The sequence below is a fragment of the Streptomyces sp. NPDC002868 genome, assembly GCF_055563295.1.
Window position 1 is genome coordinate 448,927 of record NZ_JBVHDR010000003.1, and the last position, 22,609, is coordinate 471,535.

At 68.3% G+C, this 22,609-nt stretch carries 20 protein-coding genes; 6 read left to right on the top strand and 14 right to left on the bottom strand.

Annotated features, from left to right (window positions below):
* Positions 1-68: 68 nt before the first annotated feature.
* From qcrB to ctaE, 4 genes are all read right to left on the bottom strand, one after another.
* The gene (qcrB, locus tag ACZ3H8_RS12770) at positions 69-1,694 is read right to left on the bottom strand and encodes a cytochrome bc1 complex cytochrome b subunit (protein ID WP_467400787.1); all 1,626 of its coding nucleotides are present in this window, start codon (positions 1,692-1,694) and stop codon (positions 69-71) included.
* Positions 1,691-2,743 carry a cytochrome bc1 complex Rieske iron-sulfur subunit gene (qcrA, locus tag ACZ3H8_RS12775; protein WP_467400789.1) on the bottom strand — a complete coding sequence of 351 codons (1,053 nt, stop codon included), beginning with the start codon at positions 2,741-2,743 and terminating at the stop codon, positions 1,691-1,693. The genes qcrB and qcrA overlap by 4 nt, the downstream gene beginning before the upstream one ends.
* The gene (gene qcrC, locus ACZ3H8_RS12780) at positions 2,740-3,549 is read right to left on the bottom strand and encodes a cytochrome bc1 complex diheme cytochrome c subunit (protein WP_467400792.1); all 810 of its coding nucleotides are present in this window, start codon (positions 3,547-3,549) and stop codon (positions 2,740-2,742) included. Before qcrC ends, qcrA begins: the two co-directional genes overlap by 4 nt.
* Before the next feature lie 78 nt (positions 3,550-3,627).
* On the bottom strand, positions 3,628-4,248 hold the full coding sequence (gene ctaE, locus ACZ3H8_RS12785) for an aa3-type cytochrome oxidase subunit III (protein WP_307663977.1): 621 nt from the start codon (positions 4,246-4,248) through the stop codon (positions 3,628-3,630).
* A gap of 168 nt (positions 4,249-4,416) precedes the next feature.
* Between ctaE and ACZ3H8_RS12790 the strand changes: the two genes are divergently transcribed.
* Entirely contained in the window at positions 4,417-4,818 is a 402-nt protein-coding gene (locus ACZ3H8_RS12790; protein ID WP_467400795.1) for a hypothetical protein, read from the top strand.
* A 42-nt stretch (positions 4,819-4,860) separates the two neighbouring features.
* Here the strand turns inward: ACZ3H8_RS12790 and ACZ3H8_RS12795 are convergent, their stop codons facing one another.
* The 4 genes from ACZ3H8_RS12795 to ctaC form a co-directional block, all read right to left on the bottom strand.
* Positions 4,861-6,114: a L,D-transpeptidase gene (locus ACZ3H8_RS12795; protein ID WP_467400798.1), complete on the bottom strand. Its 1,254-nt coding sequence runs from the start codon at positions 6,112-6,114 to the stop codon at positions 4,861-4,863.
* 119 nt (positions 6,115-6,233) lie between these two features.
* A complete protein-coding gene (locus ACZ3H8_RS12800) occupies positions 6,234-6,632 on the bottom strand; it encodes a cytochrome c oxidase subunit 4 (protein WP_307663974.1) in 399 nt (132 codons plus the stop codon).
* Positions 6,629-8,365 carry an aa3-type cytochrome oxidase subunit I gene (ctaD, locus tag ACZ3H8_RS12805; protein ID WP_467400800.1) on the bottom strand — a complete coding sequence of 579 codons (1,737 nt, stop codon included), beginning with the start codon at positions 8,363-8,365 and terminating at the stop codon, positions 6,629-6,631. Before ctaD ends, ACZ3H8_RS12800 begins: the two co-directional genes overlap by 4 nt.
* Positions 8,362-9,321, bottom strand: coding sequence for an aa3-type cytochrome oxidase subunit II (ctaC, locus tag ACZ3H8_RS12810; RefSeq protein WP_467400803.1), 960 nt, complete (start codon positions 9,319-9,321; stop codon positions 8,362-8,364). The genes ctaD and ctaC overlap by 4 nt, the downstream gene beginning before the upstream one ends.
* A gap of 249 nt (positions 9,322-9,570) precedes the next feature.
* Between ctaC and ACZ3H8_RS12815 the strand changes: the two genes are divergently transcribed.
* Entirely contained in the window at positions 9,571-10,965 is a 1,395-nt protein-coding gene (locus ACZ3H8_RS12815; RefSeq protein ID WP_467400804.1) for an aminotransferase class V-fold PLP-dependent enzyme, read from the top strand.
* A 157-nt stretch (positions 10,966-11,122) separates the two neighbouring features.
* Here the strand turns inward: ACZ3H8_RS12815 and ACZ3H8_RS12820 are convergent, their stop codons facing one another.
* Complete coding sequence (locus tag ACZ3H8_RS12820) at positions 11,123-12,097, bottom strand: carbohydrate kinase family protein (protein ID WP_467400806.1); 975 nt, start codon at positions 12,095-12,097, stop codon at positions 11,123-11,125.
* A gap of 130 nt (positions 12,098-12,227) precedes the next feature.
* Between ACZ3H8_RS12820 and ACZ3H8_RS12825 the strand changes: the two genes are divergently transcribed.
* Both ACZ3H8_RS12825 and ACZ3H8_RS12830 read left to right on the top strand, forming a co-directional pair.
* A complete protein-coding gene (locus tag ACZ3H8_RS12825; RefSeq protein WP_467400809.1) occupies positions 12,228-12,434 on the top strand; it encodes a hypothetical protein in 207 nt (68 codons plus the stop codon).
* A gap of 126 nt (positions 12,435-12,560) precedes the next feature.
* Positions 12,561-14,033 (top strand): hypothetical protein, encoded by a 1,473-nt coding sequence (locus ACZ3H8_RS12830; protein WP_467400811.1) that lies wholly within the window; start codon positions 12,561-12,563, stop codon positions 14,031-14,033.
* A gap of 66 nt (positions 14,034-14,099) precedes the next feature.
* Here the strand turns inward: ACZ3H8_RS12830 and ACZ3H8_RS12835 are convergent, their stop codons facing one another.
* On the bottom strand, positions 14,100-14,456 hold the full coding sequence (locus tag ACZ3H8_RS12835; RefSeq protein WP_030745999.1) for an iron-sulfur cluster assembly accessory protein: 357 nt from the start codon (positions 14,454-14,456) through the stop codon (positions 14,100-14,102).
* Between the two features lie 244 nt (positions 14,457-14,700).
* Here ACZ3H8_RS12835 and nadA point away from each other — a divergent pair, with 244 nt between their 5' ends.
* A complete protein-coding gene (nadA, locus tag ACZ3H8_RS12840) occupies positions 14,701-15,891 on the top strand; it encodes a quinolinate synthase NadA (protein ID WP_467400814.1) in 1,191 nt (396 codons plus the stop codon).
* A gap of 109 nt (positions 15,892-16,000) precedes the next feature.
* Here the strand turns inward: nadA and ACZ3H8_RS12845 are convergent, their stop codons facing one another.
* Positions 16,001-16,699 (bottom strand): alpha/beta fold hydrolase, encoded by a 699-nt coding sequence (locus ACZ3H8_RS12845; protein WP_467400815.1) that lies wholly within the window; start codon positions 16,697-16,699, stop codon positions 16,001-16,003.
* A gap of 65 nt (positions 16,700-16,764) precedes the next feature.
* Here ACZ3H8_RS12845 and ACZ3H8_RS12850 point away from each other — a divergent pair, with 65 nt between their 5' ends.
* Positions 16,765-17,265 carry a GNAT family N-acetyltransferase gene (locus ACZ3H8_RS12850; RefSeq protein WP_467400817.1) on the top strand — a complete coding sequence of 167 codons (501 nt, stop codon included), beginning with the start codon at positions 16,765-16,767 and terminating at the stop codon, positions 17,263-17,265.
* 98 nt (positions 17,266-17,363) lie between these two features.
* Here ACZ3H8_RS12850 and ACZ3H8_RS12855 read toward each other — a convergent pair whose 3' ends face one another.
* The 3 genes from ACZ3H8_RS12855 to ACZ3H8_RS12865 all read right to left on the bottom strand — a co-directional run bounded on the left by ACZ3H8_RS12855 (position 17,364) and on the right by ACZ3H8_RS12865 (position 22,586).
* A complete protein-coding gene (locus ACZ3H8_RS12855) occupies positions 17,364-20,504 on the bottom strand; it encodes an efflux RND transporter permease subunit (protein WP_467400820.1) in 3,141 nt (1,046 codons plus the stop codon).
* A gap of 169 nt (positions 20,505-20,673) precedes the next feature.
* The gene (locus ACZ3H8_RS12860) at positions 20,674-21,360 is read right to left on the bottom strand and encodes a response regulator (protein WP_467400821.1); all 687 of its coding nucleotides are present in this window, start codon (positions 21,358-21,360) and stop codon (positions 20,674-20,676) included.
* Positions 21,357-22,586, bottom strand: a complete 1,230-nt coding sequence (locus ACZ3H8_RS12865; RefSeq protein WP_467400823.1) for a sensor histidine kinase — start codon at positions 22,584-22,586, stop codon at positions 21,357-21,359. The genes ACZ3H8_RS12860 and ACZ3H8_RS12865 overlap by 4 nt, the downstream gene beginning before the upstream one ends.
* Positions 22,587-22,609: the final 23 nt, after the last annotated feature.

The following is a 22,609-nucleotide window of genomic DNA, read 5'->3' on the forward strand; positions in this document are numbered from 1 at the left end:
GACAGCGAAGAGCCCCGTCCGACGAATGGACGGGGCTCCAGCTGTGGCGACCTCGCGGTCGGGTGGGATCAGTGGTGGCCGTGGCCGCTCGTGATCTCCTTGTACTCCTCGACCGTGGCCCTGGGGATCTGGCTGTCTCCCCCGTAGTAGCCCTTGCTGAGCTTGGCCCGCAGCTTCTCCGTGAGCTTCACCTTGCGCTCGACACCGTTCTCGTCGACCGTCGGGCCGATCTCGGCCGGCTTGTACTGCTCGTGCGAGGTGAGCTTGTACAGCTCGCCCTGCGAGAGCGGCTCGTGGATCTCGACGAACTCACCGTGCGGCAGGCGCTTGATGATGCCGGACTCGCGTCCGTGCAGCACCTTGTCCCGGTCGCGGCGCTGGAGACCGAGACAGATCCGCTTGGTGATGACGAAGGCGATCACCGGGCCGACGAAGAAGGCGATCCGGGCGAACCAGGTGATGTGGTTGATCGACAGGTGGAAGAAGATGGCGACCATGTCGTTTCCACCGGCGATCAGCAGGATGACGTACCAGGTCAGCCAGGCCACACCGAAGGCCGTACGGGTCGGGGCGTTGCGCGGGCGGTCCAGGATGTGGTGCTCGCGCTTGTCCCCGGTGATCCAGGACTCGACGAACGGGTAGACCGCGATCACCGCAAGGATCATCGGGAAGATCATCAGCGGGATGAACACACCCAGAGCGAGGGTGTGGCCCGCGAAGTTGATCTCCCAGCCGGGCATGGCCCGGATCAGGCCCTCCGAGAAGCCCATGTACCAGTCCGGCTGAGCGCCGGTGGACACCTGGTCCGGACGGTAGGGGCCAAGAGCCCAGATCGGGTTGATCGAAGCGACCGCGGAGATGATCGAGATGATGCCGAAGACCAGGAAGAAGAAGCCTCCGGCCTTGGCCATGTAGACCGGCAGCAGCGGCATGCCGACGACGTTTTTGTTCGTACGTCCGGGGCCCGCGAACTGCGTGTGCTTGTGGTAGAAGACCAGGATCAGGTGGGCCACCAGCAGGCCCATCATGATGCCCGGCAGCAGCAGGACGTGGATCGAGTAGAACCGGCTCACGAAGTCCCCGCCGGGGAACTCCCCGCCGAAGAGGAAGAACGACAGGTACGTGCCGACGATCGGCATGGAGAGAATCGCGCCCTCCATGAACCGGACGCCCGTACCGGACAGCAGGTCGTCGGGGAGCGAGTAGCCGGTGAAGCCGGTGAACATGCCCAGGACCAGCAGCAGGAAGCCGAACAGCCAGTTGATCTCACGCGGCTTGCGGAAGGCGCCCGTGAAGAAGACGCGCATCATGTGCACGATCATGGCCGCGACGAAGATCAGCGCCGCCCAGTGGTGGATCTGCCGGATCAGCAGACCGCCGCGGACATCGAAGCTGATGTCCAGCGTCGAGGCGTACGCCTCCGACATCCGGATGCCCTGCATGGGCACGTACGAGCCCTCGTACACGACCTCGTTCATGCTCGGGTGGAAGAACAGCGTCAGATACACACCCGTGAGGATGATGATGATGAAGCTGTAGAGGGCGATCTCACCCAGCATGAAGGACCAGTGGTCCGGGAAGATCTTCCGCATGTTGGCCTTGGCCAGGGAGTAGATCCCGAGCCGGCCGTCCGCCCAGTCGGCGACCCGCTCACCCGCGGGTGCCTTGCGGTTCGTCTCAGATGTAGTACTCATCCGCGCTCCCAGAAGGAAGGACCGACGGGCTCTTCGAAGTCGCCGAGCGCCTCAAGGTTGCCCTCGGCGTTCACGCCGATCCGCAGCTGCGGGAGGGCGTGACCAGCCGGGCCGAAGATGACGCGGGCGCCGTCGGAGAGGTCGAAGGTGGACTGGTGGCAGGGGCAGAGCACGTGGTGCGTCTGCTGCTCGTACAGGCTGATCGGGCAGCCGACGTGGGTGCAGATCTTCGAGTACGCCACGATGCCCTCGTGCGACCACTCGAGTTCGCGCTTGTCCTTGATGTCGTCCGGCTGGATCCGGACGATCATCAGGGCCGCCTTGGCGATTTCCTTCTGGAAGTCGTGGCTGTCCTCCTCCAGGCCCTCGGGCATGGCGAAGGTCAGCGAACCGACGACGATGTCCTCGGGACGCAGCGGCTCATTCGTGTTCATGTTGATGAGCTGCTTGCCCTTGGCCCACAGGGTGGACCGCAGCTTCTTCTCGGGCAGCGGGCCCAGGTCGCGCAGCAGCACCACACCGGAGAGCGGCACCAGCGCCAGCGCGCCGAACATCGTGGTGCGGATCAGCTTGCGCCGGCCGAAGCCGGACTCCTCGGCGCCCGCCGCGAAGTCGGTCATGACCTTGGCCCTGACCTCGGGAGGGGCCGCGATGGGGTGCCGCTCGTCGGCGATCTCCACATCGGACATCAGGGTGCGGGCCCAGTGGACCGCGCCCGCGCCGATGCAGAAGAGCGCGATGCCCAGCGTGGTGCCCAGCGCGAAGTTGAGCGCGCTCACATGGCCGATCGGCCAGATGTACACGATCTTGTCGACCGGGAAGATGACGTACGAGGCGATGAAGGCGACGGTGGCCAGCATCGACAGCGTGAACAGGAAGGCGACCGCGCGCTCGGAGCGCTTGGCTGCCCGCTCGTCGATGTCCTGGATGCGCGGCTTGTGGGGCGGCAGCCCCGGGTCCGCGAACGGGTCGTCGGCGACCTTTACCGCGCCGTGCGCGGTGTCCTGCTCAGCAGGCAGGTTCTCTTCTGGAATCTCTTGGCTACTCATGACTTCTTGGCCTTAGCGGTGTGGGCCGCGACCCAGACGGCAACTGCGATCAGTGTCCCCAGCCCGAAGACCCAGCCGAACAGACCCTCGCTGACGGGGCCGAGGCCACCCAGCTTGAGGCCGCCGGGGCTCTCGGCCTCTCCACTGTTCACGGTGTGGAGGTACGCGATGATGTCGCGCTTCTGCTGCTCCGGCAGCGTCGTGTCGGGGAAGGAGGGCATGTTCTGCGGGCCGGTCTGCATGGCCTCGTAGACATGCTTGGGGTCCACGTCCTCGAGGTTCGGGGCGTACTTGCCGTCAGTCAGGGCACCGCCCTCACCGGTGAAGTTGTGGCACTGGGCGCAGTTGGTGCGGAACAGGTCGCCACCCTTGGCGATGTCCGCACCCTCGGGGCTGTACTGCTTCTCGGTCGGCGTGATCGGACCGGCGCCGAGGGAGGCGATGTACGCCGCGAGCTGGTCGATCTCGCTCTGCGAGTAGATGACCTTCTTCTCCGGCACCTGGGCGCCGGGCTGCTGGGCCGGCATCCGGCCCGTGCCGACCTGGAAGTCGACGGCGGCGGAGCCGACGCCGACCAGGCTCGGGCCGTCAGAGGTGCCCTGACCGCCGGTTCCGTGGCAGCTGGCGCAGCCGACGGTGTAGAGCTTCTTGCCCTCCTTGATGGCGAGTGACTGGGCGGTTTCATCGGCCTGCGCCTTGTCCGCGGGTGCGAACGCGGCGTACAGCCCCCCAGTAGCCGCCAGCGCGAGGAGTAGGACGACGACCGCCGCCAGCGGATGGCGTCGTCGTGCGGAGAGCTTTTTCACGGATTACCCCGGTGTCAGGATCTTCTGCGTCGATGCTTCTGGACTGTGTCTGCTTCAGGCAGCGAGCTGCCCGCGCCACTACTTGATCATGTAGATCGTGGCGAAGAGGCCGATCCAGACGACATCGACGAAGTGCCAGTAGTAGGACACGACGATGGCGGCGGTTGCCTGCTCGTGAGTGAATCTCCTGGCCGCGTAGGTCCTCCCGAGAACCAGCAGGAAGGCGATGAGTCCGCCCGTCACGTGCAGGCCGTGGAAACCGGTGGTCAGGTAGAACACCGAGCCGTACGGGTCGGACGAGAGCGAGAGGCCCGCGTCCTTGACCAGCTCGGTGTACTCGAAGACCTGGCCTCCGATGAAGATCGCACCCATCACGAAGGTGATCACGAACCAGGTGCGGAGCTTCTTCACATCACCGCGCTCAGCGGCGAAGACGCCGAGCTGGCAGGTGAGGGAGGAGAGCACCAGGATCGTGGTGTTCGTCGCCGAGAACGGGAAGTTCAGGTGATCCGCCTGCGTCTTCCAGAACTCGGCACCCGTCACCGATCGCAGAGTGAAGTACATCGCGAAGAGGGCCGCGAAGAACATCAGCTCGGAACTCAGCCAGATGATGGTTCCGACGCTGGTGAGGTTCGGCCGATTGACCGACGGGTGCGCGTGCCCGGTTTCTACTGTCGTTGCTGTCGCCACGACCGACATTATGTCGGTCGCTTATCCCGCCCTCACTCCGGGGGGTGCCGTTCGGTGTGTCAGTGGGCTTTGTCCAGCCCGAACGGCCCATCGAAGCACTGCCCGAACTGCTGTTGACAGGGAGTCGGACGGAGTAGCATCCGGCGCATCGGTTCCTGATCCAACGACGGAGGAACAATGCAGGCGACTGCCACGGTCCTGGTCTACAGCGACGACTCGGGCACCCGGGAGCAGGTCCGGTTGGCGGCGGGACGCAGGCCGGCGGCCGACGTACCGCCGGTGGAGTTCCTGGAGTGCGCGACCCTGCCCGCTGTCCTCAAGGCGCTGGACGCGGGCGGCGTCGACGTCTGCGTACTGGACGGCGAGACGGTTCCGGCGGGCGGCATGGGCGTATGCCGGCAGATCAAGGACGAGATCTTCAACTGCCCGCCGGTGCTGCTGCTGATCGGCCGCCCACAGGACGCCTGGCTGGCCACCTGGAGCCGTGCGGACGCCGCGGTGACCCTTCCGGTCGATCCGGTGGAGTTCGCGGACGCACTGGCCGCCCTGCTGCGCGGCCGGCTCGGCGTCGACGCGTAGGACCTGGGCCGTCAGGCCCGGGACCCGTCAGACCTGGGCCGGTCAGACCTGGGGACGCAGCCGCGCCGCCGCCGTGGGGTCGCTGCCGTCCCTGGTGTCGGCCACCAGGGCGCTGCCCTTGCGCCACTTGTCCCAGGCCAGGTTCCAGTCGCCGAAGCCGTTGCCGAAGGTGTCCATCTCGTTCCCGCGGCTGTTGATGACCTTGACGATGTCGCCCTCGCGGACGGTCTTGTAGAACCACGCGGCGTTCCCGGTCGACATTCCGGTGCAGCCGTGGCTGACGTTGGCGTACCCCTGTGAGCCGACGGACCAGGGCGCGGCGTGGACGTACTCTCCGCTCCAGGTGACGCGTGTCGCGTAGTAGACGGGCAGGTCGTACGAGTCTGAACTGCCCTCGGCGATTCCGATGCTGGTACCGCGCATCCGTACGAAGTACTCCTTGCCGAGCACGACCTTGATTCCGTTACGGGTGGAGAAGCCGGGCTTGCCGGTGGTCACCGGAATGGTGTTGATCACTTCTCCGTTGCGCAGGACCGTCATGTTGTGCGCTCCGGCGTCGGTTATGGCCTCTATTCGGTCCCCGATGGTGAGCGCCAGCGGCTCCGAGGCGGTGCCGTAGATCTTGTCGGAGACCTTGACGCCCTGGAGGTTGCTGGTGGCGCTGACGGTCGCGCCGGTGGGCCAGTACTCCTTCGGGCGGAAGTGCAGCTTCTTGTCGTCGACCCAGTACCAGGAGCCCTCCACGGAGGGTTCGGACTCGACCCTCAGGGCGCGTTCGACGACGGCCCTGGCCTCCTTGGCCTTGACCGGGGCGCTGAGCTCCGCGGTTACGGGCTGGCCGACGCCGTACGTGCCCGCCTTCGGGCCGAACTTGACCGTCAGCAGCCGCTTGGCCGGGGATGTCTCGAAGGTGAGCGTGCGTGCGCCCGGGGCGCCGTCCTCGTCCTCCGTGGAGACCTTCACGGTGTACTTGACGCCGGCCGACAGCGGCGCGGTGGAGCGCCAGCGGGCGCCGTCCGCGGAGAGTTCGCCCGCGAGGTGGTGGCCCGAGTCGTCGGTGACCGTCACATCGGTGATCCGGCCGTCGCCGCCGTTGGTGGTGACCTCCAGGGGCTTGTCGGGGTCCACCTTGGCCCTGCTTTTGGGCGTGTTGAAGGAGACCTGCTCCGCCGCGTCGAAGGGCTTCGCTGCAAGCGGGTGGCTGTCGGAGTCGCCGCACGCGGCCGCTGCCGCCCCGAAGGACACGACCAGCAGGGTGCAGCTGAGAACGGTGCGGAAGCGCGGCGTTTGGTTCATATGCACACGTTATGAAGACAGGTCTGCAACGGCGCGCCGGGTGACTCCAAACGAGGGGCCCGGATCCCCCTCAGGAGTGAGAGGGATCCGGGCCCGGCCCGTGTGTTGCTGACGCGGTGTTACTGGTTCTGGCTCTCACCGCGGTAGTACTCGAACACCCAGCCCCAGAGACCGACCAGGATGACCGGGGCCGAGAAGTACAGCAGCCACCAGCCGAAGACGACGCCCAGGAAGGCCAGGGCACCTCCGACGGCCAGGGAGAGCGGCTGCCAGCTGTGCGGGGAGAAGAACCCCACCTCGCCGGCCTCGTCCGCCACGTCGGCGTCCTTGTTGTCCTGCGCCATGGAGTCGACCCGCCGGGCCGTGAAGGCCAGGTAGTAGCCGATCATGATGCTCAGGCCGAAGCCCAGGAAGAGCGCGGTGGTACCGGCCGGCTCCTTCGACCACACGCCATACAGGATGGCCATGGCGAGGATGAAGACGCTCAGCCAGAGGAACATCTTGCCCTGGATCCTCACTTGCCTGCCTCCTTCTCACCGGCGATGGCGCTGGCGCCGTGGCCGGCGTGCTCGAGCTGGTCGAGGGCCGCGATCTCCGGGTGGTGCAGGTCGAACGCCGGGGATTCGCTGCGGATCCGCGGCAGGGTGAGGAAGTTGTGCCGCGGCGGCGGGCACGACGTCGCCCATTCGAGCGAACGGCCGTAGCCCCACGGGTCGTCGACCTCGATCTTCTTGCCGTACTTGGCGGTCTTCCAGACGTTGTAGAAGAACGGCAGGACCGACAGACCGAGCAGGAACGAGCTGATCGTGGAGATGGTGTTCAGCGCCGTGAAGCCGTCGGCGGCGAGGTAGTCCGCGTAACGACGCGGCATGCCCTCGGCGCCCAGCCAGTGCTGCACCAGGAACGTGCCGTGGAAGCCGATGAACAGCGTCCAGAAGGTGATCTTTCCGAGCCGCTCGTCCAGCATCTTGCCCGTGAACTTCGGCCACCAGAAGTGGAAGCCGGCGAACATCGCGAAGACCACGGTGCCGAAGACGACGTAGTGGAAGTGCGCGACGACGAAGTACGAGTCGGAGACGTGGAAGTCCATCGGGGGCGAGGCCAGGATGACGCCGGTCAGTCCACCGAAGGTGAAGGTGACCAGGAAGCCGATCGTCCAGAGCATCGGTGTCTCGAAGGACAGTGAGCCCTTCCACATGGTGCCGATCCAGTTGAAGAACTTCACACCGGTCGGTACCGCGATCAGGAAGGTCATGAAGGAGAAGAACGGCAACAGCACGCCGCCTGTGACGTACATGTGGTGCGCCCACACCGTCACGGACAGACCGGCGATCGCGATGGTCGCGCCCACCAGGCCGATGTAGCCGAACATCGGCTTGCGGCTGAAGACGGGGATCACCTCGGAGACGATCCCGAAGAACGGCAAGGCGATGATGTACACCTCTGGATGGCCGAAGAACCAGAAGAGGTGTTGCCAGAGCAACGAGCCGCCGTTGGCCGCGTCGAAGACATGGGCCCCGAACTTCCGGTCGGCCTCCAGCGCGAAGAGCGCGGCGGCCAGCACCGGGAAGGCGAGCAGGACCAGCACACCGGTCAGCAGCACGTTCCAGGTGAAGATCGGCATCCGGAACATCGTCATGCCGGGCGCGCGCATGCAGATGATCGTGGTGATGAAGTTGACCGAACCGAGGATCGTGCCGAAGCCGGAGAAGGCCAGACCCATAATCCACATATCGGCGCCGATGCCCGGCGAGCGGACCGCGTCCGACAGCGGCGAGTAGGCGAACCAGCCGAAGTCGGCCGCACCCTGCGGGGTGAGGAAGCCGGCCACCGCGATCAGCGAGCCGAAGAGGTACAGCCAGTACGCGAACATGTTCAGCCGCGGGAACGCCACATCGGGCGCGCCGATCTGCAGCGGCATGATCCAGTTCGCGAATCCGGCGAACAGCGGCGTCGCGAACATCAACAGCATGATCGTGCCGTGCATCGTGAATGCCTGGTTGAACTGCTCGTTCGACATGATCTGCGTGCCAGGACGGGCCAGCTCGGCGCGCATGAAGAGCGCCATCAGGCCGCCGATGCAGAAGAAGGCGAACGACGTGACCAGGTAGAGCGTGCCGATCGTCTTGTGGTCGGTGGTGGTAAGCCACGTCACGACGGCTTTGCCGGGCTGCTTGCGCCGTACCGGCAGCTCGTTCTCGTACGAGTCGTCAGCTGCGGCGGCACCCTGGGGTTCGTTGAGGATGCTCACAGTTGGTTCTTCTCCGCATTCCTGGCCGGGTCCGTCTGCTCAATGCCAGACGGGATGTAGCCGGTCTGCCCCTTCTCGGCCAGCTCCTTCAGGTGCTGCTGGAAGCGCTCCGGGGAGACCACCTTGACGTTGAAGAGCATCCGGGAGTGGTCGACGCCGCAGAGCTCGGCGCACTTGCCGAGGAAGGTGCCCTCCTGGTTCGGAGTCACCTCGAAGACGTTGGTGTGACCGGGGATGACGTCCTGCTTGAACAGGAAGGGGACCACCCAGAAGGAGTGGATGACGTCACGAGAGGTCAGGATGAACCGGACCTTCTCGCCCTTCGGCAGCCACAGGGTCGGGCCCGGGTTGCCGGTCTGGGGGTTCCGGGTGCCCGGGATGCCGGCGTCGTAGACGCCGCCCGCGTTCGCCGGGAAGTCCGCGCGGTACTTGTCCGGGACGGCCTTCAGTTCCTTGTTGGTCTTGGCGTCTCCCTCGGAGCCTTCCACGTTCTCGACGTAGTTGAAGCCCCAGCTCCACTGGTAGCCGACCACATTGACCGTGTGGGCGGGCTTTTCGGAGAGGGAGAGGAGCTTCGACTCATCACGCGCGGTGAAGTAGAAGAGCACCGAAACGATGATGAGCGGAACGACCGTGTACAGGGCCTCGATGGGCATGTTGTACCGGGTCTGCGGAGGTACCTCCACCTTGGTGCGGCTACGCCGGTGGAAGATGACACTCCAGATGATCAGACCCCACACCAGCACGCCCGTGACGAGCGCTGCCGCCCACGAGCCCTGCCAGAGGGAGAGGATCCGAGGGGCCTCTTCCGTTACCGGGGTGGGCATTCCAAGGCGGGGGAAGTCCTTGTATGTGCAACCAGAGGCGGTCGCCAGGACCACGCCCGCGGTCAGCACCTGGAGCAGCTTCCGCCGCATCGGGCGCCGCGACGAGCGGTCGGAGCCGTTGGGACTCACGTAGCGCCTTCCCGAGAGTCTCGGCCCGCGCGGCATGCCGCGGCCGTCTCGCTGGTCGGTCGCCGGCCCTGACGCGGGCAGGGGTTTGGATGTTTATGCGGACCAAACCCTACTGGACGCTATTTGGGGTCGCGCGGGGAGGGTGCTTAACGCGCCGCCCGACACCCCGAAGGGGTGGAACGCCCCTGGAATCCCGGCCTCCGGAGGGCATCTGACGCCCCCTCCGCGTATGGGGGTTAGCGTGGCAGTGTGGCTTACTTCGACGTCGCATCATCCGCTCCTCTGCACCCGGTTGCCCGGCAGGCCCTGCAGGCATCCCTGGACGAGGGCTGGGCCGACCCCGCCCGGCTCTACCGCGAGGGGCGGCGCGCCAGGCTGCTGCTGGACGCGGCGCGGGAGGCCGCGGCGGAGGCCGTGGGCTGCCGTCCGGACGAGCTCGTCTTCACTCCTTCGGGGACGCGCGCGGTTCACCTGGGAATTTCCGGCGCGCTCGCGGCCCGTCGGCGTGTCGGGCGCCACCTGGTCGTTTCCGCGGTCGAGCACTCCTCTGTGCTCCATGCGGCGACCTCGTACGAGGGGGCGGACGGCGGGGCGGACTTCCGGTCGGTGACCGAGGTCCCGGTGGAGCGGTCAGGAGCGGTCTCCCCCGCCGCGTACGCCGCCGCCCTGCGGGAGGACACCGCGCTGGCATGCCTGCAGTCGGCCAACCATGAGGTGGGTACGGAGCAGCCGGTGGCCGAGGTCGCCGAGGCATGCCGGGCGGCCGGGGTGCCGCTGCTGGTCGACGCCGCGCAGTCACTCGCGTGGGGGCCGGTGACCGGGGACTGGTCGCTGCTCGCGGGAAGCGCCCACAAGTGGGGCGGTCCGGCGGGGGTCGGGCTGCTCGCCGTACGCAAGGGTGTCCGGTTCGCACCCCAAGGCCCCGCCGACGAGCGGGAGTCGGGGCGGTCGGCCGGCTTCGAGAACATCCCGGGGATCGTGGCCGCGGCGGCCTCGCTGCGGGCGGTGCGGGCAGAGGCTGCGGACGAGGCGGTACGACTGCGGGCCCTGGTGGACCGGATCCGCGCGCGGGTCCCGGAGCTGGTCCCGGATGTGGAGGTGGTGGGCGATCCGGTGCGCCGACTCCCCCATCTCGTCACCTTCTCCTGTCTCTATGTCGACGGGGAGACTCTGCTGCACGAGCTGGACCGGGCCGGATTCTCCGTATCGTCGGGCTCCTCCTGTACGAGCAGCACGCTCACGCCGAGCCATGTGCTGCGGGCGATGGGCGTGCTCTCGGAGGGAAATGTCCGCGTCTCGCTCCCCCTCGGCACGCCGGAGGAGGACGTGGACCGCTTTCTGGAGGTCCTGCCGGGGGTGGTGGCGGAAGTACGGGAGCGGCTCGGCGCGCCGGTGACGCCTTCGGCGGCGGGCACGGCGGGATCCCTGATCGTCGACGCCCGGGGCAAGCGCTGCCCGATTCCGGTGATCGAGCTTGCGAAGGTGATCGGTGACGTGCCGGTCGGCGAGACGGTGACGGTCCTGTCGGACGACGAGGCGGCGCGGCTGGACATCCCGGCGTGGTGCGAGATGCGGGGGCAGGAGTACGTGGGGGAGGAGTCGGCGGAGCGGGGTTCGGCGTACGTGGTGCGGCGGCTGGCGTGATGCGCGGGGCCCGCGGTGTGGTGGGGACTCCCCCCGGACCCCCTTACTCCCCCTACGCCCGCAGGGGCGTAGGGGGAATGTCCTCGAACGCCGGACGGGCTGAAATTTCCGCCCGTCCGGCGATTGAGGCGCGGGATCCGGGGCGGAGCCCCGGCGGCTAGCTCAGGTGGGCCTGGACCTCCGCCGCCGCCTCGTGGCCGTACGCCTTGGTGAAGCGGTCCATGAAGTGAGCCCGCCGCAGCGTGTACTCCTGCGTGCCGAGCGTCTCGATGACCAGCGTCGCCAGCATGCAGCCGACCTGCGCCGCGCGCTCCAGGCTCACACCCCAGGACAGGCCGGAGAGGAAGCCCGCCCGGAACGCGTCGCCGACGCCGGTCGGGTCGACCTTCGCGTCCTCCTCCGGGCAGCCGACCTCGATCGGCTCCTCGCCCGCCTGCTCGATGCGGACGCCGTTCGAGCCGAGTGTGGTGACCCGGTGGCCGACCCTGTCCAGGATCTCTGTGTCGCTCCAGCCGGTCTTGGACTCGATGAGCCCCTTCTCGTACTCGTTGGAGAAGAGGTACGTGGCGCCGTCGAGGAGGGTGCGGATGTCGTCGCCGCTCATCCGCGCGATCTGCTGGGAGAAGTCTGCGGCGAACGGGATCGAGCGGGTCTTGCACTCCTCGGTGTGGCGGAGCATCGCCTCGGGGTCGTCCGCGCCGATCAGCACGAGGTCGAGGCCGCCGACCCGGTCGGCGACGGACTTGAGCTCGATCTGGCGCGCCTCGCTCATCGCGCCGGTGTAGAAGGAGCCGATCTGGTTGTGGTCGGAGTCCGTGGTGCAGACGAAGCGCGCGGTGTGCAGGACCTCCGAGATACGGACGGAGTCGGTGTCCACGCCGTGGCGGTCGAGCCAGGCGCGGTACTCGTCGAAGTCGGACCCGGCGGCGCCGACCAGGATCGGCCCGGTGCCGAGCTGGCCCATTCCGAAGCAGATGTTGGCGCCGACTCCGCCCCTGCGCACATCGAGGTTGTCGACGAGGAAGGAGAGGGAGACCGTGTGCAACTGCTCCGCGACGAACTGGTCGGCGAAGCGGCCGGGGAAGGTCATGAGGTGGTCGGTGGCGATGGAGCCGGTGACTGCGATTCGCACGGCTGGGACGCTCCTGAGAAGGGGGGGCGTTGACAGTTAACGCTACCGGGTCCGAGCACCCTGACTGAAGTGCGGAAACTACCCGATAGTAGGCCTTTTTCCGGGACTCCCTGGTGCGTACGGTGCGGATATGAGGAAGCCCATCGCCCCGCGCGAGCCGCGGGAGTCCGAGATCACTCTGGATCTGCTGCGCGGCGACTGCGCGCGAATGGCTCCGCACTGGGTGGTGCCCGCGGCCGCCGTGCCCGCGCCGGTGCCGCCGTCCCGTATCCACGGTGTCGTCGTGCCCGCCTCGTCCGCCCGGCTGATCGACGCGATGTCCGACTACGGCGACTGACGATCGACGACTGACGGCCGAGGGCCGAGGGCCGACGACTGAGGGCGCACAAGGGAACCGTGCGCTCCCCCGCTCCGTCCCATCCGTGTCCCCGTACAACGGGGACACGAGACAAGGAGCGATGCGGTGAGCAGCACGGAGAACACGCACGACAGCCCCCGCCGCCGGCGTTCCCCGCTCGCCGTCGCCTCGGTGGCGGCGGCGGTGCTGGTCGCGGGTGGCGGCGGTGCGTACTTCGCCACATCCGGCTTCGGCGGCAGCGACGGCAGCGCGAACGCCAAGAGCGGCGCGCAGCGCGACGCGAAGCCGCCGCTGCTTTCCCTGGACACCTCCACCGGCAGCCCCGGCATCGCACCCGGTGAGCCCGACCCCTCGGGTGGCGGGATCGTCTACCGGGCCGAGGGCAAGCTGCCGGACGGTCCCGGCAAGGCATCCGTCCACCGTACGAAGGGTGCTGTCACCGCGGCCGAGGTGACGGCGCTGGCGAAGGCGCTCGGGGTGCCGGGCACACCGCGGCCGGCCGGCCCGGACTGGAAGATCGGGGCGGACAAGGACGGCGCGGGCCCGCTGCTGCAGGTCAACAAGCAGGCGCCGGGCACCTGGACATTCGCCAGGTACGGGACTTCGCCGGGCGGTGACAACTGCAAGAAGGTCGACGTCTGTCCGTCCCGTGCCGACATGGGGACGACGGGCGAGAGCACGGCCCGCACCGCGCCGGTGAGCGAGGCGGCCGCGAAGAAGGCCGCGGCCCCCGTACTGAACGCACTCGGCCAGAGCGACGCCGAGCTGGACGCCCGCCAACTGATGGGCGCGGTACGGGTGGTGAACGCCGACCCGGTTGTCGGCGGGCTGCCGACGTACGGCTGGTCGACCGGGATCCAGGTCGGCGCGGACGGTCAAGTGGTCGGCGGCAGCGGGCAGTTGAAGAAGCCCGTGAAGAGCGACGAGTATCCGGTGCTCTCCGCACAGGAGGCACTGAAGCAGCTGAACCAGGCGGGCCGGGACAGCGGCACGATAGGGATCGGCGGCTGCGCCACGCCGGTGCCGCTGGAGGGCGAGCAGAAGCCCGAGGCGCCGTGCGAGCCCAAGGGCAAGCCGGCCGGCCCCGAGCGGCTGACTGTCAGCAAGGCGGTTTTCGGGCTGGCCGCTCAGTTCGTGGACGGGCAGCAGGCGCTCGTCCCGTCGTGGCTGTTCGAGGTGAAGCCCAATGGCGGCGCCCAGCCGTTCACGGTCACGCAGCCCGCGGTGGACCCGAAGTATCTGAAGGAGGCCACGCCGCAGAAGGACATCAAGCCGACCGAGCCGCCGCAGGATCCCGCGGCGCCGTCCGACCGGCGCGTCCTGTCGTACAGCGTGGACGGGCGGGACGGGCGGACGCTGAGCCTGACGTTCTGGGGCGGGGTGTGCAGCGACTACGCGGCGAAGGCGAGCGAGAGCGGCAGTCAGGTGAAGGTGACGATCACCGAGTCGAACCCGGATCCGAAGCGCGTCTGCATCATGATCGCCAAGGAGCTGACGGAGAAGGTGACCCTGGACAAGCCGCTGGGCGACCGGAAGGTCGTGGACGCGGCGACGGGTGAGGCCGTCCCGCTGAAGTAGCGCCTGGGCATGACGGAGGCGGCGGTCCTGATTTCCAGGGGCCGCCGCCTTCGTGCGTACGCAGCTTTAGCTGAAGGAGTCGCCGCAGGCGCAGGACCCGGTCGCATTCGGGTTGTCGATCGTGAAGCCCTGCTTCTCGATCGTGTCCACGAAGTCGATGGACGCGCCACCGAGGTACGGGGCGCTCATCCGGTCGGTGACGACCTTGACGCCTCCGAAGTCCTTGACGACATCGCCGTCGAGCGAACGCTCGTCGAAGAACAGCTGGTAACGCAGGCCCGAGCAGCCGCCGGGCTGAACGGCGACGCGCAGCGCCAGGTCGTCCCGGCCTTCCTGGTCCAGCAGGGCCTTGACCTTGGCCGCGGCGGCGTCGGACAGGAGGATGCCGTCGCTCACGGTGGTGGTCTCGTCCGATACGGACATCTGCTTCTCTCCCGGGTTGTACGGAGACTGCTTGCCGACGATTGCAACCGGCGGGGCCCCGGATTCATTCCGGGTCGAGCCCTAGTCTTTCCCCTTCATGCTCGCACACCGGATCGGGAAGGGGCACTGACCTGTGGACGGGGGGTGCGTCACATCGACGCTATCGCCATCGTCAAAGTGACATGAAGGGGTTATGATAGATAGCGTCAAATAGACGAGAAGGTCTGTCTGCAGAAAAGAAAGGGTGCGTGTCGTGACCACCGCCCAAGCCCGCCCGGAGCTCGACGTCCAGCCGACGCCGCTCGCCCTGCTGCTGCTCGGCCGCGAAGCCGACCCCAGGAGCGAGCGCGGTGTCGAGTGCCCCGGCGACCTGCCGTCCCCGTCCGACCCGGACCTGGTGGAGCGCGCTCGCGCAGCCAAGGAGAAGCTCGGGGACAAGGTCTTCGTCCTCGGCCACCACTACCAGCGCGACGAGGTCATCCAATTCGCCGACGTCACCGGGGACTCCTTCAAGCTGGCCAAGGACGCCGCGGCGCGGCCGGAGGCCGAGTACATCGTCTTCTGCGGTGTGCACTTCATGGCCGAGTCTGCGGACATCCTGACCTCCGACGACCAGAAGGTCGTGCTGCCCGACCTGGCCGCCGGCTGCTCGATGGCCGACATGGCGACGGCCGAGCAGGTCGCGGAGTGCTGGGACGTGCTGACCGAGGCCGGCATAGCCGAGCAGGTCGTGCCCGTTTCGTACATGAACTCCTCCGCGGACATCAAGGCCTTCACCGGCAAGCACGGCGGGACGATCTGCACCTCGTCGAACGCGAAGCGCGCGCTGGACTGGGCCTTCGAGCAGGGCGAGAAGGTGCTGTTCCTGCCGGACCAGCACCTCGGGCGGAACACCGCCGTACGGGACATGGGCATGTCGCTCGACGACTGCGTCCTCTACAACCCGCACAAGCCGAATGGCGGACTGACCGTCGAGCAGCTCCGGGACGCCAAGATGATCCTGTGGCGCGGGCACTGCTCGGTGCACGGTCGCTTCTCGCTGGACTCGGTCAACGATGTGCGGGAGCGGATTGAGGGCGTGAACGTCCTGGTGCACCCGGAGTGCAAGCACGAGGTCGTGAGCGCCGCGGACTACGTCGGGTCGACGGAGTACATCATCAAGACGCTTCAGGCGGCCCCGGCCGGCTCCAAGTGGGCGATCGGCACCGAGCTCAACCTGGTCCGCCGGGTCGCGAACGCGCACCCCGACAAGGAGGTCGTCTTCCTCGACAAGACGGTCTGCTTCTGCTCGACGATGAACCGCATCGACCTGCCGCACCTGGTGTGGGCGCTGGAGTCGCTGGCGGAGGGCAATCTGGTGAACCGGATTCAGGTCGACAAGGAGACGGAGAGCTTCGCGAAGCTGGCGCTGGAGCGGATGCTGGCGCTGCCGTAGGACGTACCACCGAGGGGGATGGGGGGCGCCCCGGTCGTGTCGACCGGGGCGCCCCTTTCTATCGCTTCGGCTTGTATCGCTTCGGCCCTGCGAGACGACGCCTCCCCTGCTAGGACGAGGCCTCGGTGCGGCAGATCAGGTCGGCCAGCTCTATCGGATGGCTCAGTGCGACGAGGTGCCCGCCGGGCAGGTCCTCGACGGGGACGCCTTCCAGGCGCTCCGCGGCGATACGCCGCTGGAACGCGAGCGGGAAGAACCGGTCGTCGCGTGCCAGCAGCAAGCGGGTGGGGACGTCCGGCCAGGTCTGGAGGGGCCACGGCTCGGTGAACAGGGCTTCCGAGGGGCCGGACGCCTCGGCGGACATCGCCTCGTCGGTGACGTCCTGCGGTACGTCGTGGAAGAAGTCGACGACCAGGTCGAATCCGGCGTTGGGGTCGCGCCCCTCCTCGGCCGCGAAGGCCCTGGCGGCCTCGGCCCGGCCCGTGTTGTCCCACCACTCCCCCGCGGTCTCGCCGGGGACCGGGATCATGGGGTTGACGAGGATCAGCTGCTGGACGGGGGTGCGCTCGCAGACCAAGGGGGCGATGAAGCCGGCGAGGGACTGGGCAACGAGGACGGGGCCGGGTGCGGGGGCCTTGTCACCGATCGCGCCGATGACGGCGTCGACGTGCTCGGTGAGGCCGGCGGTGTTGTCGCTCGGCAGGTCGACGGCGATGACATCGTGTCCCCGTTCGCGCAGCATCGGCACGACCCGGTGCCAGTACCAGGCGCGACCGTCGGCACCGGGGATGAGCACATACGTCGCCATGCGGAGCTCCTTGCGGGTGCGGCAGGCCGACAAGCCCATCGTGACGTCTGTATACCCTGGCCCGCATGTCCACGTTCTTTCTTTCCCCCCTGCGGTTCTCCCCTCGGGAGATCGCCGAGGTGGTGGACCTGTACGCGAGTAATCCGGAGTACTGGCGGGCTGCGGGTGAGTACGACCCCGAGAACATCCGCCCCGACCGGGTGGAGGCGGACCTCCGCAAGGAGGCCGGCATGGAGGGCGCCGAGATCCTGCTCGCCCGGGATCCACAGGGCCGGCTCAACGGGATCCTGTCCCTGCTCGACCGCCATCCGGTGGACGGTCTGCCCTGGATCGGCACGCTGATGATCCACGGCGACCTGCACCGCAAGGGCATCGGCCACGCGCTGGCCGACATGACGGAACAACGCTTCCGCAACGAGGGCCGCGAGGGGCTGCGCCTCGCGGTTCTGGGGAACCACGAGCCGGCGCTGCGCTTCTGGACGTCCCAGGGCTGGCAGGAGCTGACCCGCCGCAAGGATGCCGAGCACGGCCGCCCGTGCATCGTGCTGCACAAGTCCTTGTGCTGAGCACGGGCGCCTGCTGAGCCCGGGCGCCTGCCCGGAGGCCCCACGCCACCCGGCCCGGGCCCCCGAAGGGGTCCGGGCCGGGTGGCTCGAGTGAAGCGTTATGCGTTGGCCGGGGCCGGCTCCTCCGCGTCCTTCGGGGCCGCGGTGGGCTCACCTCCCGACTTCTTCAGGCGCTTCGCCGCCTTCTTCTTCGCGCGGCGCTCCTTCCGCAGCTCCACCATCGCGTACAGCGTCGGCACCAGCAGCAGCGTCAGCAGCGTCGAGGTGATCAGGCCGCCGATCACCACCACCGCCAGCGGCTTGGCGATGAAGCCGCCCTCACCCGTGATGCCCAGTGCCATCGGGAGCAGCGCGAAGATCGTCGCGAGCGCCGTCATCAGGATCGGGCGCAGCCGGTGGCGGCCGCCCTCGATGACCGCTTCCACCACACCCAGGCCTTGCGAGCGGTACTGGTTGATCAGGTCGATCAGCACGATCGCATTGGTGACCACGATGCCGATGAGCATCAGCATGCCGATCATCGCCGGGACACCCATCGGGGTGCCGGTGGCGATCAGCAGCCCCAGCGCGCCGGTCGCGGCGAACGGGATCGAGACCAGCAGGATCAGCGGCTGGATCAGCGAGCGGAACGTCGCCACCAGCAGCATGAACACGATCGCGATCGCCGCCAGCATCGCGAGCCCCAGTGAGGCGAACGCCTCGTCCTGGTCCTCCGAGACGCCGCCGATGGAGGCCGTCGCACCCTCCGGCAGGTCGAGGGAGTTCAGCTTGCTCTGCAGCGACGCGCTGACCGCGCCCGTGTTGTCGCCCGTCGGCTTCGCCGAGATCGTCGCGGCGCGCGAGCCGTCGATCCGGGTCATCGAGACCGGTCCCGGCACCAGCTTCACGTCCGCGATGTCGCCGAGCTTCACCGGGCCCAGGGGCAGCGCCCGCAGCTCCGCCAGCGTCCGCGCCGGCTTCGCCGAGGTGATCACGACATCGCGCTCGGTGTCGTCCAGGATCGCCTTGCCCGACGGGGTGCCGCGCACTGCCTGGCCGACGGCCAGACCCAGCGTCGTCTCGTTGAAGCCCGCGTCGGCCGCCTTTGCGTTCGCCTTGACCGAGATCCGCGGGATGCTCTGCGCCAGGTCGCTCTGTACGTCGGTGACGTCGTCGAGCTTCGCCACCTCGGCCCGTACCGCCTCCGACGCCTTCTTCAGCGTGTCCGCGTCGGATGCCTTCACCACGACGCTCAGGTCCTGGCTGCCGAAGCCGTCGCCCGCCGCGATCGTCGTGTCGCCGATGCCGTCGAGCTTGCCGAGCTCCTCGTCGATGCGGTCACGGGTCTTCTCGTACGAGGCCGCGTCCTTCAGGGTCAGCTGGTACGACGCCTGGTTCGCGCCCGTACCGCCGCCGAAGGCCGCCATGAAGCCGGAGGAGCCGACGGTGACCTGGTAGTCCTTGATCTCGTCGAGGCCGTCGAGGACCTTCTCGACCTTCTTCGCGGAGGCGTCGGCCGCCTCCAGGCTGGTACCGGGGGCCAGTTCCTGCTTGACGGACATGACCTCCTGCTCGCCCTGGTCGAAGAAGTTGGTCTTGAGCAGCGGGGCCATGCCGAAGGTGCCGACCAGGATGACGATCGCGAGCGCGACGCTGGTCAGGCGGCGCCGGGTCGCGAAGCGCAGCACCGGGACGTACAGCCGCTGCAGCGGGCTGCGCGCCTCCTTCTCCTCCGCCTTGCGCCGGGCCTCGTCCGGGTCGATCCCCCGTACGGCCTTCGGCGCGCGCAGGAACCAGAACGACAGAACCGGCACCACGGTCAGCGACACCAGCAGCGAGGCCAGCAGGGCTGCCGTGACGGTCAGCGAGAACGAGCCGAACAGCTCGCCGATCATGCCGCCGGTCAGGCCGATCGGCAGGAAGACGGCGACCGTGGTCAGGGTGGACGAGGTGACCGCGCCCGCGACCTCCTTCACCGCGGTGATGATCGCGCTCTGCCGCTCCTCGCCGTAGCCGAGGTGCCGCTTGATGTTCTCCAGGACCACGATCGAGTCGTCGACGACCCGGCCGATCGCGATGGTCAGGGCGCCCAGCGTGAGCATGTTGAGCGACAGGTCGCGGGTCCACAGCACGATCAGCGCGAGAACGACCGACAGCGGGATGGAGACCGCGGTGACGAGGGTGGAGCGGAGCGAGGCCAGGAAGACCAGGATCACGATCACCGCGAAGAGCAGGCCGAGCGCGCCCTCGGTGGTCAGACCGGAGATCGACTTGGAGACCGCCGGGCCCTGGTCGGAGACGACGGTCAGCTCGGCGCCGGAGCCCAGGTCCTTGCGCAGTCCGGGCAGCTTGTCCCGGACCGCGTCGGAGATGGCGACGGCGCTGCCGTCGTTGTCCATGGTGGCGAGGACGGCGAGGCTCGGCTTGCCGTTCGTACGCGTCAGGGAGACCGCGGTCGACGGCGTCTGCTTGACCGTCGCGACGTCACCGAGACGGACGGGCTTGCCGTCCGCGGGCGGCGTCGGCGCGATCCGCCGGTCCTCGATCTGCTTCAGCGTGGTGAAGCCGCCGCCGACCTGGACCGTGCGGCTCTTGCCGTCCTCGGCGAAGGAGCCGGCCGGCATGGTCGCGCCGCCCGCCTTCAGCGCCTCGGCGAGCGCCATGGTGTTCAGGCCGGCCGCCGCGAGCTTCTTGTCGTCGGGGGTGACGGAGACCTGCAAGTCCTGGACGCCGTCGATGGAGACCTGGCCGACGCCGTCGATGTCCTCGAGCGCCGGTACGACGGTGCGCTCCAGCTGGTCGGCGAGTGCCTGCTGGTCCTTGCCGGAGGTGACGGCGAGGACGACGGTCGGGATGTCGTCCGTCGAACCGGCGATGACCTGCGGGTCGACATCTGCGGGGAGCTGGGTGCGGGCCCGGTTCACGGCCTGCTGCACGTCGGCGACGAGCTGCTTGGTGCCGTCCCCGTACTCGAAGCTGGCCATGATCACGGCGTTGCCCTCGCTCGCCGTGGAGGTGATGCTCTTGATTCCGTCGACGGCCTTGAGCGTGCTCTCGAGCGGTTCGACGACCTGCTTCTCGACCACATCGGGAGACGCGCCCTGGTAGGGGGCGAGCACCGACACCATCGGGAGCTCGATGGAGGGCAGCAGCTGCTGCTTGAGCTGCGGGATGGCGATCGCTCCGAAAACGATCGCGACGATCGACATCAGACCGATCAAGGCCCGTTGTGACAGGCTGAATCTGGACAGCCAGGACATGGGGTCTCTCTTCTGTGGCTTTCGCGGCAGGAGGAACGTTGAGGGTATGGCGGGGCGCAGTCGGCAGCCCCGCTTATACGATCAGCCATTCGAAGGGGCTCACCCCTCGACCGCAGGTCCAGTTCCTTATCTCGCGCATACCGCAGCTGGAGTACGCCGAGCCGCCGGCTCACTCCACCCTTGGGCGTACCAGGCCCGATTCGTACGCAGTGACCACGAGTTGGGCGCGGTCGCGGGCGCCAAGTTTCGCCATCGCCCGGTTCACATGGGTCTTGACGGTCAGCGGGCTGACTTCGAGCCGCTCGGCGATCTCGTCGTTGGAGTGGCCGCCGGCGACCAGGACGAGGACTTCGCGCTCGCGTCCGGTGAGCGCGTCGAGCCGCTCGGAGTACGCCTGGGATTCCGGCCCGTCGTCCGAAGTGCCGCCCTGCGCAAGGAACTTGGCGATCAGGCCCTTGGTCGCGACCGGGGAGAGCAGCGCCTCGCCCGCGGCGGCGATACGGATGGCGTTGAGGAGCTCCTCCGGCTCGGCGCCCTTGCCGAGGAAGCCCGAGGCCCCGGCCCGCAGCGACTGCACCACGTACTCGTCCACCTCGAAGGTGGTGAGCATGACGACGCGTACATGGGTGAGCTCCGGGTCCGCGCTGATCATGCGGGTCGCGGCGAGACCGTCCGTACCGGGCATCCGGATGTCCATCAGCACGACATCGGCCTTGGTGGAGCGGGCGAGGGCGACCGCTTCGGCGCCGTCCGCGGCCTCCCCCACCACCTCCATGTCGTGCTCGGAGTCCACCAGCACCCGGAACGCGCTGCGCAGCAGTGTCTGGTCGTCGGCGAGCAGCACCCTGATCGTCATCTGTCCTCCCCCGAACGGGCCTTGAGGGGAAGTATCGCCTGTACGCGGAAGCCGCCGCCGTAGCGGGGCCCCGCCGTGAGGGCGCCGCCGAGTGCGGTGACGCGCTCGCGCATGCCGAGCAGACCGTGGCCGCCGCCGTCCTTCGGCCCGTCCGCCTCCGCGCCGTTGTCCAGCACGGTGACCTCCAGGGTCGGGCCGACCCGGATCACACTCACCTCGGCCTTCGCGTCCGAGCCCGCGTGCTTCTGCACATTGGTCAGCGCCTCCTGGATGATCCGGTACGCGGCGAGGTCGACGGCGGCGGGCAGCCGGACACCGTCGTCGGCGCGGGCGACTTCGACCGGCAGACCGGCCTGCCGGAAGGTGATGACCAGCTCGTCGAGCACATCGAGGCCGGGAGCAGGTTCGGTGGGGGCCTCCGGGTCGCCGGACTGGCGGAGCAGGCCGACCGTGGCACGCAGTTCGTTCAGCGCAGAGCGGCTGGCCTCCCGTACATGCGCGAGGGCTTCCTTGGCCTGGTCGGGACGTCTGTCCATGACATGGGCGGCGACGCCCGCCTGCACATTGACCAGGGCGATGTGGTGCGCGACGACATCGTGGAGGTCGCGGGCGATCCGCAGCCGCTCCTCGGCGACCCGGCGGCGGGCCTCCTCCTCTCGGGTGCGCTCGGCGCGCTCGGCCCGCTCGCGTATCGCGTCGACGAAGGCACGGCGGCTGCGTACGGCATCTCCCGCGGCCCCCGCCATGCCGGTCCAGGCGAAGATGCCGAGGTTCTCCTGCGTGTACCAGGGGGTCGAGCCGAAGAACATCGCGGCGCCGGTCAGCACGGCCATGGTCAGCAGGCCGACCCGCCAGGTGGTGGGCCGGTCGGTGCGGGAGGCGACGGTGTAGAGCGCGATCACGGCGCTCATCGCGACCGGGGCGGCCGGATCGCCCGCGACCAGCTCGACGACGGAGACCGTGGTGGTGAACACGAGCACGGCCATCGGGTTGCGCCGGCGGAAGACGAGGGCGCCGGCGACCAGGACCATCAGCATCACACTGCGCAGTTCGGGGGTACGGCTCCCGAACTGCGGTCCGTGCGGTCCGTTCGGGTCGGCGAAGGAGCCGACGAGCATGCAGAGCAGTACCGCCACGGCCAGCGCGCCGTCGAACGCCAGCGGATGCGCACGGAGCCAGCGCTGGGTGCGGGCGAACCCGGTGGCAGTAAAGGTCACATCCAGCAACGGTACGGCGTGTCGCGACGGCG

Bases quoted from the DNA above. Each gene is read 5' to 3' on its own strand.
- qcrB (WP_467400787.1), bottom strand. From the start codon at position 1,694: ATGAGTACTACATCTGAGACGAACCGCAAGGCACCCGCGGGTGAGCGG.
- qcrA (WP_467400789.1), bottom strand. From the start codon at position 2,743: ATGAGTAGCCAAGAGATTCCAGAAGAGAACCTGCCTGCTGAGCAGGAC.
- ctaE (WP_307663977.1), bottom strand. From the start codon at position 4,248: ATGTCGGTCGTGGCGACAGCAACGACAGTAGAAACCGGGCACGCGCAC.
- ACZ3H8_RS12790 (WP_467400795.1), top strand. From the start codon at position 4,417: ATGCAGGCGACTGCCACGGTCCTGGTCTACAGCGACGACTCGGGCACC.
- ACZ3H8_RS12795 (WP_467400798.1), bottom strand. From the start codon at position 6,114: ATGAACCAAACGCCGCGCTTCCGCACCGTTCTCAGCTGCACCCTGCTG.
- ACZ3H8_RS12825 (WP_467400809.1), top strand. From the start codon at position 12,228: ATGAGGAAGCCCATCGCCCCGCGCGAGCCGCGGGAGTCCGAGATCACT.
- ACZ3H8_RS12835 (WP_030745999.1), bottom strand. From the start codon at position 14,456: ATGTCCGTATCGGACGAGACCACCACCGTGAGCGACGGCATCCTCCTG.
- ACZ3H8_RS12845 (WP_467400815.1), bottom strand. From the start codon at position 16,699: ATGGCGACGTATGTGCTCATCCCCGGTGCCGACGGTCGCGCCTGGTAC.
- ACZ3H8_RS12850 (WP_467400817.1), top strand. From the start codon at position 16,765: ATGTCCACGTTCTTTCTTTCCCCCCTGCGGTTCTCCCCTCGGGAGATC.
- ACZ3H8_RS12855 (WP_467400820.1), bottom strand. From the start codon at position 20,504: ATGTCCTGGCTGTCCAGATTCAGCCTGTCACAACGGGCCTTGATCGGT.
- ACZ3H8_RS12860 (WP_467400821.1), bottom strand. From the start codon at position 21,360: ATGACGATCAGGGTGCTGCTCGCCGACGACCAGACACTGCTGCGCAGC.